Origin of the sequence: Protofrankia sp. Cr1, assembly GCF_963555865.1 — a bacterium.
GTDB lineage: Bacteria > Actinomycetota > Actinomycetes > Frankiales > Frankiaceae > Protofrankia.
The window spans coordinates 5,360-9,510 of record NZ_CAUVXO010000022.1 but is presented as its reverse complement, the minus strand read 5'-3'; the positions used below and the strand labels follow the sequence as shown (position 1 = coordinate 9,510).

The window sequence follows — 4,151 nt, the reverse complement described above, 5'->3', positions numbered from 1 at the left end:
GCGGAGAGCACAGCCTCCAGGTTCGCCACGTCGTCGCTGGTCAGTGCGGCGAGGGTGGTGGCCCGGGCGAGTCCGGCCTCCATCAGGGTCGCGCGGACGGTGGCGTCACCGAACACGACCGGCACCTTGAGGTCGCGGACCACCGAAAGGAAGCGGTTGTTCGCATCTCTTTCGACGATCACGACGTCCCGCCCGGCGGCGACGAGGCCTTCCACGGTGGCCAGCCCCACCGAACCGAGCCCGCAGACGATGACGTGGTCACGCACGGTCGTGGCACGCCCGTGGCCGATTGTCCGTTCCAGCCGGCGGCTGATGATCACATTGGTGATGAACGCGTACACGATCGCGATGGACAGCGCACCGAGGAGGATCAGGGCGATGCCGAATGCCTGTAACCAGGATGCCGCCGCACCGAAGCTGAAGTCGCCGTAGCCGACGGTGGCCATGGTGGTGACGGTCAGATAGAACGCGTCGAGAGGGCCGAAGTCCGCCGGCGCGGCCGGATCGTTGTCGGCATAGGTCAGGCTCAGCACCAACGTGCCGATGGTCATGATGGTCAGAACCGCGCCGAGGGCGAGCCGGAACGGCCGGTCGAACTCGGCCGCAGTGGTCACGGCGAGGTCCCGTATCCAGGCGTGCGGGCGGCGGCGGCGGCCTGCCTGGCCTGCCCTACCTGCCCGGCCCGACGGTGGGTCGGTGCGGTGTGCCGACAGGTTCGCCAGCGCGTTGACGTCATGCACGCTGCTCACTCGGACGCCGTTGTCGGCGAAGTCCGCCAGCCTGCCGAGCAGGGCGATGTGGTCGCCGGGGGTGACACCGGTATCGCGGCTCGGGCATACCTCCACCTGCCGCGCACCCGGTCTGCGCAGCGCCACCGGTGTCAGATTGCCGAAGACCTGCCGGAACGCCCCGGCTGTGCGGACCGGGACGTCCACCACCGTGAAGATCTCCGATCCGAGCCGGAACGCATGCCGGACGTCGGAGCGGATACAGGCCTCGACGAAGCTGTGGCCGGCCTTCTCCGCGAGGTTCAGCACGCGCACGCTGGGCAGCGCCGCGCCGAGCTGATCGCCGAGCGGGGCATTGGTGACCCGCACGACAAGGCGCAGCTCGGGTGCGATCTCGGTGGCGACCAGCGCCGTCTCAAGATTGTCGAGATCGATGTCATGGCAGGCGATCAGCGCCATCGCTCCTGCGATCGACGCCTGCCGCAGCGCGTCCCCCGTATGTGCCGAGTCGGCCAGGACGGGGATCCCCCACCGCTCAAGGCGGCGGCGCAGCGGACCGACGTCGCGTCTCTCGATGACGACGACGGCCACCCCCGCGGTGTGGAGCTGCTCGGCGATCCGGAAACCCAGCTCGTTCAACCCGCAGACGATGACATGCCCGGAGACGATCTGGCTGAACGCATGGCCGGACACGACCCTCACCACACCTCCGCCTGGACTCTCGACCCGGCCGTTCTGGCCGCAGTATGCCGTCCCTGTGCCCGGTTGCGCTCCGACCCGACCGTGCGGACCTCGACCGTGCGGACCGGCGGGTGGCTGCACCGGCGTTCGCCGTCCGGGCATACTGCGTGGCGACGACGGACGGAGTCGGTGGCACCCGCGTGAGCGGGCGCGGTCATGGGCGTGCCCACGGGACGGGAGAACCACTCGGGATGCCAGCGGTGGAGCCGTGGCATGGATCGGTGCTGGAAGCGGTGTTGGAACGGATCACCTATGCCAACGAGGAGACCGGTTACACCGTCGCCCGTGTCGACACCGGTCGGTCCGGTGACCTGATCACGGTAGTGGGCGCGCTGCTGGGTGCACAGCCTGGCGAGGCATTACGCATGCGCGGCCGATGGGGCTCGCACCCGCAGTACGGTAAGCAGTTTCATGTCGAGGATTACACGACGGTGCTGCCGGCCACGGTTGCGGGTATCCGCCGCTATCTCGGTTCGGGGCTTATCAAGGGAATCGGGCCGAAGCTCGCCGAGCGGATAGTCGAGCATTTCGGGGTCGCCGCACTGGACGTCATCGAACAGGAGCCCGAACGGCTGATCGAGGTTCCCAAACTCGGACCCAAACGCACGAAGGCGATCGCGGCCGCCTGGGAGGAACAGAAGTCGATCAAGGAGGTGATGGTTTTCCTCCAGGGTGTAGGGGTGTCCACGTCACTGGCGGTGCGAATCTTCAAGCAGTACGCCGACCGCTCCATCGACGTGGTGCGCACCGAGCCGTACCGGCTGGCAACCGATGTGTGGGGAATAGGTTTCCGGACGGCGGACACGATCGCCAAGGCCGTCGGGATTCCCCATGACAGCCCGCAGCGCATCAAGGCCGGTCTTGCGTTCACCTTGTCGGAGGCCACCGGGGACGGCAACTGCTTCCTGCCCGAACACCAGTTGATCGCTGAGGCGATAAAGATCCTGCAGGTCGACACCGGAGCGGTGATCGAGTGCCTGGGCGAGCTCGTGGCGGAGGATGGCGTTGTCCGCGAGGAGATCCCCGGAGAGGACCCGGCCGAGCCGATCGCCGCGATCTATCTGGTTCCCTTCCACCGTGCGGAGATTTCCCTGGCGGGCCAGCTGTTGCGGCTGTTGCGGACGCAGCGCGACGCGATGCCTTCCTTCGTCGAGGTCGACTGGGACGCCGCCCTGGCCTGGCTGCGGGACCGGACCCGGGCCGAGCTCGCGCCGGCACAGGCGGCGGCGGTGAAACTGGCCCTGACCGAGAAGGTCGCCGTGCTCACCGGCGGCCCCGGGTGCGGCAAGAGCTTCACCGTGCGCTCGGTGGTCACCCTGGCCCGCGCCAAGGGTGCGAAGGTCGTGCTCGCCGCGCCGACCGGCCGGGCCGCCAAGCGGCTCACCGAGCTGACCGGGCACGAGGCGGCCACCGTGCACCGGCTGTTGGAACTGCGACCGGGCGGGGACGCGGCCTACGACCGCGACCGCCCGTTGGACGCCGATCTCGTCGTCGTCGACGAGGCGTCCATGCTGGATCTTCTGCTGGCCAACAAGCTTGCCAAGGCGGTCGCACCCGGGGCGCATCTGCTCCTGGTCGGGGATGTCGACCAGCTGCCGTCCGTCGGCGCCGGCGAGGTCCTGCGTGATCTGCTGGCCGACGGCACGCCCATTCCGCACGTGCGGCTTACCCAGATCTTCCGCCAGGCGCAGGAGTCCGGTGTCGTGACCAACGCGCACCGTATCAACAAGGGAGATCATCCGCTGGTACGCGGTCTGTCCGACTTCTTCTACTTCGCCGCGGACGAAGCGGAGGATGCCGCGCAGCTGACCGTCGACGTCGTGGCCCGCCGCATTCCGCTGAAGTTCGGGCTCGACCCGCGCCGGGATGTACAGGTGCTCGCGCCGATGCACCGCGGCCCGGCCGGGGCCGGCGCGCTGAACGTCCTGCTGCAGGAGGCTCTGACGCCGTCGCGCCCGGATCTGCCCGAACGCCGGGTCGGCGGGCGGGTCTTCCGGATCGGGGACAAGGTGACCCAAATCCGCAATAACTATGACAAGGGCGCCAGCGGCGTCTTTAATGGAACTGTCGGGGTGGTGACCGCCCTCGACCCCGACGAACAGAAGCTCACGGTGCGTACAGACGAGGAGGAGGACGTCGACTACGAGTTCACCGAACTCGACGAACTCGCGCATGCCTATGCCGTGACCATCCACCGGTCGCAGGGTAGTGAGTACCCGGCGGTGGTCATCCCGGTCACCACGAGCGCGTGGATGATGTTGCAGCGGAACCTGCTCTACACCGCGGTCACCCGGGCGCGCAGGTTGGTGGTCCTGGTCGGGTCACGCCGGGCGATCGGGCAGGCTGTCCGCACGGTGAGCGCCGGGCGCCGCCACACCGCTCTCGACCATCGGCTACGGGCACCCGACGGGTACTGAAGACCTGGTAGGCGTGTCCAAGGAGCCGGAAAGTGGTCCGTATCCTTAACCGTCGGTGGAGAGCTGTTGGTCGACATGTCGTGTGTCGGTATCGCGTGTGGCGACATGATCGTGATCACCTTCATTCATTTCGGTCTTGTGGGGTAGCTATGGGAAGTCGTAGTCGCGAACGGCGGCGAGCCAAGCAGCAGGCGCGCGACGACCGGGCCCGGGCCGCCGGCACCGGTCCAGGTGCGCGTCCTGGTCCTGGCTCCACGTCCGGTCC

General features: G+C 68.2%; 2 protein-coding genes. One reads left to right on the top strand and one right to left on the bottom strand.

Translation table 11 applies throughout. The features are described 5' to 3' along the window. A partial coding sequence (locus tag U9980_RS04005; protein ID WP_322766732.1) for an NAD-binding protein occupies window positions 1-1,430 on the bottom strand: 1,430 nt, incomplete at its 3' end. A gap of 230 nt (window positions 1,431-1,660) precedes the next feature. On the opposite strand from U9980_RS04005, the gene U9980_RS04000 reads away from it, so the two are divergent. After that, the gene (locus tag U9980_RS04000) at window positions 1,661-3,886 is read left to right on the top strand and encodes an ATP-dependent RecD-like DNA helicase (RefSeq protein WP_322766746.1); all 2,226 of its coding nucleotides are present in this window, start codon (window positions 1,661-1,663) and stop codon (window positions 3,884-3,886) included. The last annotated feature ends 265 nt before the right edge of the window (window positions 3,887-4,151 follow it).

Excerpts from the sequence above, each read along its gene's own strand:
- U9980_RS04000 (WP_322766746.1), top strand. The coding sequence starts at position 1,661 with ATGCCAGCGGTGGAGCCGTGGCATGGATCGGTGCTGGAAGCGGTGTTG.